This is a genomic window from Actinomadura darangshiensis (assembly GCF_004349235.1).
GTDB classification, from domain to species: domain Bacteria; phylum Actinomycetota; class Actinomycetes; order Streptosporangiales; family Streptosporangiaceae; genus Spirillospora; species Spirillospora darangshiensis.
In genome coordinates, this window is sequence record NZ_SMKY01000466.1 from 1 (window position 1) to 4,601 (window position 4,601).

Sequence of the window (4,601 nt, forward strand, 5' to 3'; positions counted from 1 at the left end):
CCTTCGAACTCACCAAGGGCCAACGCGAGGTGGGCGACGAGATAGCCGCCGACCTGGCCACCGACCACCCCATGCACCGCCTCCTCCAAGGCGACGTCGGATCGGGCAAAACGGTGGTCGCGTTGCGGGCGATGTTGCAGGTGGTGGACGGAGGCGGGCAGGCGGCGCTGCTGGCGCCCACCGAGGTTCTGGCGCAGCAGCATTACCGGTCCATCACCGGGATGCTGGGGGATCTGGCTCAAGCCGGGCAGATCGGCGGGGCGGAGAACGCTACGCGGGTCGCGTTGCTGACCGGGTCGCTGGGGGCCAAGGCGCGCAAGGAGGCGCTGCTGGACGCCGCGTCCGGAGCCGCCGGGATCGTCGTCGGGACGCATGCGCTGCTGCAGGAGACCGTCCAGTTCGCCGATCTGGGGTTCGTCGTGGTGGACGAGCAGCACCGGTTCGGCGTCGAGCAGCGGGACGCGCTGCGCGAGAAGGTCGGCGGCGGGCGTCCTCACGTGCTCGTCATGACGGCGACGCCGATTCCGCGCACGGTGGCGATGACCGTGTTCGGCGACCTGGAGACCTCGGTGCTCGGGCAGCTCCCGGCAGGGCGGTCGGAGATCCAGACGCATGTCGTCCCGCCGGAGAAGCCCGCGTTCTTCGCGCGCATCTGGGAGCGGATCAAGGAGGAGGCGGCGAACGGGCGGCAGATCTACATCGTCTGCCCGCGCATCGGCGAGCAGGAGGGCGACGAGGGCGACGCCGTCGTGGCGGAGGAGGGCGACCGCCGCTCGCCGCTCGGGATCATGGAGGTGCTGCCCAAGCTGGAGGAGCTCCTCGCCGGGCTGCGCATCGGCGTCCTGCACGGCAAGCTGCACCCGGACGAGAAGGACGCGGTGATGCGCCGCTTCACCGCGCGGGAGCTGGACGTCCTGCTCGCCACCACGGTCATCGAGGTCGGCGTCGACGTCCCCAACGCCACCGTCATGGTGATCATGGACGCGGACCGGTTCGGCGTCTCCCAGCTCCACCAGCTGCGCGGACGCGTCGGCCGCGGCTCGCTGCACGGCCTCTGCCTCCTCGTGACCGAGGCGGTGCCGGGCAGCAAGGCCCGGGAGCGGCTCGACGCGGTCGCCTCCACGACCGACGGCTTCAAGCTGTCCCGGCTCGACCTCGAGCAGCGCCGGGAGGGCGATGTCCTCGGCGCCGCGCAGGCCGGGCGCGCGTCCAGCCTGCGGCTGCTGACCCTCCAGCGCGACGAGGACGTCATCCGCGACGCCCGCGAGGAGGCCACGGCCCTGGTCGGCGCCGACCCGGACCTCGTCGAGCACCCCGGCCTCGCGACCGTCCTGGCCTCCCTGCTGGACGAGGAGCGCGCCGACTTCCTGGAGAAGACCTGAGCTAAGAACTTTCCCTACTTATTAAGTTGACAATATCTTGGGGCCGGGTCACGATGAACGCGTGAACCCGAGTCAGGCTTTGATCGCGCGCCTGCACGTCGACCTCCGGCGGCAGGCCAGCGCCCTTTGTCTCCGCCGCTGAACCGCGCACGGACCCGACGGAGACACAAGGAGCACGCCATGACTCACATCGACACCATCCGGCTGGACGACGTGGAGGACTTCCTCCGCGAACCCGAGCCCGCGACGCGCGCCGCCGCGCTCGCGGTGCTCACCAGTGCCGCCCGGGCGGGGGAGGCGCCGCGTGGCACCGGCGACACCCTCGCCTGGGCGCTCGCCGACGACCACGAGGACGTCCGCCGCGCCGCCGCCGACGCGCTGCGCGCCCTGCCCGAGCTGTACTTCGGCGACGACGGCGTGGACGCGCTGCTCCTCGCCGCCTCCCGCGGCCGGGACGCCTTCGTCCGCGAGACCGCCGCCGACCTGGTCGAGATCCTCGCCGGCGGCGCCGGCGAGCTGTACGCGCAGGGGCTCCAGGACGACGAGCCGCAGGTCAGGATCCAGGCCGTGCTGGGCCTGGTGGCGCTGCGCGAGGTGAGCCGCGTCGCCGAGGCCGCCGACGACCCGTCCCGCGAGATCCGCGTCGCCGTCGCCGAGGGCCTCGGCCGGCTGGCCCGCCCGTCCGGCCTGCCCGCGCTGGAGCACCTCCTCACCGACCACGACCCGGTCGTCCGCCTGGCGGCGCTGGACGCCGCCGCCGAGCTCGGTGTTCCCGAACCGCTTGAAGGACGTGTCGTCACCGCCACGGCCCACACCGACTGGCAGGTCCGCCGCAGGGCCGTCCGAGCCCTGTCCAGGGCCCGTCCGGAGCTCGCGATCCAGCCGCTGATCAAGGCCCTGGGCGACCGGACCGTGGACGTCCGCCGGGCCGCCGTCCAGGCCCTTGAGCAGTGGGGCACCGACCACCCCGAGGTGGTGACGGCCCTGACGGAGACGCTCGCCGACCCGGACCCCGGCGTCCGGACGCAGGCCCGGTGGTCCCTCGCCTGACACCGGGCCCCGCGCCCGCGGCGGGTCTCTCCGCAGATCACCCAGAACACACGGTTGATCACGGACGTCTAACGTGTACAGGATGGTAGGTGGCCACCGGGGGCTCGGGCGGGTAGAGGTCCCCGTGGCGGCCCGTACGCGACGGAGAGGCTCCCCCCATGACGGCCATCGGCCCTTTGGTGTCCGGCGATCCGGCGCGGCTCGGCCCCTACGAGCTGACCGGGCGGCTCGGTGAGGGCGGGCAGAGCGTCGTCTACCTGGGGCGGCGCGACGACGGCCGGCAGGCGGCGGTCAAGCTGCTGCGCGACCAGCTGAGCCGCAGTCCGGAGTGGCGGGCGCGGTTCGAGCGCGAGATGCGGATGATCGAGCGGGTCGCGGGGTTCTGCACGGCGCAGGTCGTCGACGCCGACATCTCCGGCGACCTGCCGTACGTGGTGAGCGAGTACGTGCCGGGGCCGTCCCTCAGCGGGCTGGTGCACGAGCAGGGGCCGCGGCTCGGCACCGACCTCGACCGGCTGGCGATCGGGACCGTGACGGCGCTGGCGGCGATCCACCGGGCCGGGATCCTGCACCGCGACTTCAAGCCGTCCAACGTGCTGATGGGGCCGGACGGCCCGCGCGTCATCGACTTCGGCATCGCGCGGGTCATCGGCGCGGCGTCGGCGAAGGGCAGCGGGATCGTCGGGACGCCGTCCTACATGGCGCCCGAGCAGGTCACCGACACCGAGCTCGGCACCGGCGTCGACATGTTCACCTGGGCGGCGACGATGCTGTTCGCGGCGACGGGGCGGCATCCCTTCGGCAACGACACGATCTCCGCGGTGTTCCACCGGATCCTGAACTACGAGCCGGACCTGTCGGCGCTGCCGGACTCGCTGCGCGGCGCCGTCGCGTCCTGCCTGGCGAAGGACCCGGCCATGCGCCCGGAGGCGCAGGAGGTGCTGCTGAACCTGCTCGGCGGGCACGCCGTCCCCGAGGACGAGGGGCCGCTCAGCACCGGCGCCCATTTCGCCGGGGACGCGCGGGTGCCGCCCGCGCCGCTGACGATGAGCCGCTCGGGGCCGCTGGCCGGCACGGGCTCGGGTGGAACGCACCAGCAGCCGCACACCGTCCCGCCGCAGCGCCGCCGGCGCGGGCTGGGCATCGCCGCCGCCGTCGTGGCGCCCCTGATCGCGCTCGGCGCGGGCGCGACGGCGTGGGCGCTGATGACCGGCGGCTCCGGGGAGCGGCCCGCGACGGCGCAGACCGACACGGCCGCCCCGCCCGCCGCGGCGGCGGAGGCCGTCGCGCCCGCGGCGGAGGCGATCAAGGCGGTGCTGAGCTTCGACCACGCGGCGTTCGACCAGAATGTGGCCGCGGCGCACAAGGTGTCCACGCCGCGGTACCGCTCCGACTACGACCGGCAGCTCGCGGACCGCGGCTACCGCGAGGAGCTGGCGGGCAAGAAGGGCACGGTCCGCACGGAGGTCGTCGACTCCGCGGTCGTGGCCGCGGCGTCCGGCAAGGTCACCGTGCTGTCCTATGTCCGGCGGACGGTCCGCGCCGAGGACGCCGACCCCACCCGGCTGCAGGACCCGATGCGCGCCACCATGGTCAAGGAGCAGGGCGGCTGGCTGCTCGACAGCCTGTACTCGCTGAAGGCGGGCTCGCCGCGAGCCGACGCGTCGGGCGCCGCCTGGCCGGGCGCGGAGGGCCGCAAGGCGATCGACGCCGTCTCCCACGCCCCGTCCGTCACGGCGGGCACGCTGCTGGAGGTCGGGCTGCGCTCGGGCGGGTCGGCGAACCAGGTCGGCGCGCTGGTGCTGCTCGGCCGGTGCAAGGGCGGCTGCGCCGACGGCGACACGATCGAGGTCCGCCGGCTGCTGCTGGAGCAGTCGGGCAGCGGATGGAAGGTCGCGAAGTCCGAGAAGCTCTGAAACCCCGGAGGGGCGCCTCCCGGGTGGGAGACGCCCCTCGGGCGGGGTGGGTCAGGACTCGCGGACGTGCCGCCTGCGGGTCGCGGCCACCGCGGCGCCGCCCGCGCCGATCGCGGCGAGGCCGAGCGCGACCAGCGGCAGCGCGTCGGTGCCGGTGAAGGGCAGCTCCTTCGGCGGGGTGATCTCGCCCGCGGCCGTCGCGCCGGGGCCGATGCCGCCGCCGGACGGGATCTCCGGCAGCAGCGGGGAGGAC

Annotated in this window: 5 protein-coding genes; 4 read left to right on the forward strand and 1 reads right to left on the reverse strand. The window is 74.2% G+C overall.

The genetic code is table 11. The features are described 5' to 3' along the window. From E1293_RS44685 to E1293_RS44700, 4 genes are all read left to right on the forward strand, one after another. On the forward strand, window positions 1–1,382 hold a 1,382-nt coding region (locus E1293_RS44685), incomplete at its 5' end, for an ATP-dependent DNA helicase RecG (protein ID WP_132205872.1). A 61-nt stretch (window positions 1,383–1,443) separates the two neighbouring features. After that, the gene (locus tag E1293_RS50915; protein ID WP_132205880.1) at window positions 1,444–1,524 is read left to right on the forward strand and encodes a putative leader peptide; all 81 of its coding nucleotides are present in this window, start codon (window positions 1,444–1,446) and stop codon (window positions 1,522–1,524) included. Window positions 1,525–1,562: 38 nt separating this feature from the next. Then, window positions 1,563–2,432, forward strand: coding sequence for a HEAT repeat domain-containing protein (locus E1293_RS44695; protein ID WP_132205874.1), 870 nt, complete (start codon window positions 1,563–1,565; stop codon window positions 2,430–2,432). A 158-nt stretch (window positions 2,433–2,590) separates the two neighbouring features. Beyond that, window positions 2,591–4,348 (forward strand): serine/threonine protein kinase, encoded by a 1,758-nt coding sequence (locus E1293_RS44700; RefSeq protein WP_132205876.1) that lies wholly within the window; start codon window positions 2,591–2,593, stop codon window positions 4,346–4,348. Window positions 4,349–4,399: 51 nt separating this feature from the next. Here E1293_RS44700 and E1293_RS44705 read toward each other — a convergent pair. Next, a partial coding sequence (locus E1293_RS44705) for an LPXTG cell wall anchor domain-containing protein (RefSeq protein WP_132205878.1) occupies window positions 4,400–4,601 on the reverse strand: 202 nt, incomplete at its 5' end.